1 protein-coding gene is annotated in these 824 nt (G+C 36.4%); it reads left to right on the top strand.

The annotated features are described in order from the left end of the window. Nucleotides 1–244: 244 nt before the first annotated feature. A complete protein-coding gene (locus ACRCJ0_RS16680) occupies nt 245–808 on the top strand; it encodes a cell division protein ZapA (protein ID WP_419971419.1) in 564 nt (187 codons plus the stop codon). Nucleotides 809–824 lie beyond the last annotated feature (16 nt).

Below are 824 nucleotides of genomic sequence, written 5' to 3'. Positions count from 1 at the left end.
CGAAGAATATTGACTTGTCATGAAAATCTGATTAAATCTTTCATGACAGCCTAAAATCATTGCAATTTTTCTAACTTTTTTGGTCGTTGGAAGCAGATAAGGTCTAGGTCTAGCCATTATCTGGGATAAATGGTAAAATATCTTAGATTATGAAAGATAGGTGGAACGAAAGTCGTTAAGACGCGACCTTTCTATTGCATCTACAAACATTTAACGCACAGTATAAAAAGTTGGAGTGACAAATATGTCGAATGAAGAAAAAAACAGAGTAATAGCGAAATTGGGCTATCATAAATTCACCATCAAGAGTCATAAAACAAGTGAGCATATTCAACAAGTGAGCCGTGATATCAACCAATTACTTGCTGATATCAGTAAAAAGAATCCTAATATGTCAATGGAGGAGATGGCTTTATTAGTAGCGTTAAACATCCAATCTGATAATGTGGATTTACAAGCACAAATGGCTGCAAAATCTAAAGAAAACGCTGATTTAATGGTCCGTGTCAAATCAATGGAGCAAACCATGGGCACATTGGTGAAAGAAATTGCTGAAATAGAAAAAGAAAAAATGCGTGAAGCACAAGAAAAAACGCAATCCCAAACACCATCAAAAGGGAAGACAAACCCGGGACAAGCTAAAGCTTCAGCTAAAAGACCAGCGCAAACAAAAGCAAATGGACAACAAACACCATCACAGGCTGACTTAGATAAAGAAATTCCTGAAATTATCCAACCAAGTTTGAAGTCTAGTGTGAACACAGCCTCAAAACAATTGGGTCGTTTGCGTCAAACACCAAGATCATAGGCTATTGATAGAAAAT

Source organism: Aerococcus sp. L_32, assembly GCF_050689315.1.
This window is presented reverse-complemented; position numbering and strand designations above follow the sequence as displayed.